Below are 467 nucleotides of genomic sequence, written 5' to 3'. Positions count from 1 at the left end.
CACCGTCGTGTTACCCAAGTCCGTGACCTGCGCCTGAAGCAGCGCATACCGCTCCCCCGGACCACCGAACCCGACCCGGCCCGGCACCGCAGCCACATAATTGGCCAGCGCACCATGCGTGACCGCCACACCCTTCGGACGCCCCGTCGACCCAGAGGTGTAGATCACGTAGGCGAGCCCGTCCGGGGCCGTGACGATCTGCGGCGCGGTGTCCGGTTCCATCGACAGTTGTACACCGACCAACGGTTCGTCCACCGCGACCGAGTGGACGCGGCCGACAGGCAGTTCGTCCAGGATGTCCTCGGTGCCGAGGAGGAGCGCCGCGCCGCTGTCCGCGAGCATGAAAGAGATCCGCTCGGCGGGCTGCCCGGGGTCGATCGGCAGGTAGGCGGCGCCCGCCTTCCACACGGCCAGGATCGCCGTGATCATCTCCACGCCACGCGGCAGGCACAGACCCACCACCGACT

Annotated in this window: 1 protein-coding gene; it reads right to left on the bottom strand. The window is 69.0% G+C overall.

The genetic code is table 11. The features are described from left to right. Window positions 1-459: AMP-binding protein (locus IH50_RS38425; protein ID WP_267883291.1), on the bottom strand; the 459-nt coding region annotated here is incomplete at its 3' end. Between the last annotated feature and the right edge of the window lie 8 nt (window positions 460-467).

Source organism: Streptomyces sp. NRRL S-37, assembly GCF_000721605.1.
GTDB lineage: Bacteria > Actinomycetota > Actinomycetes > Streptomycetales > Streptomycetaceae > Streptomyces.
Note: the sequence above shows the minus strand (reverse complement) of the source record. Positions and strands in the feature narration are given on the sequence as shown.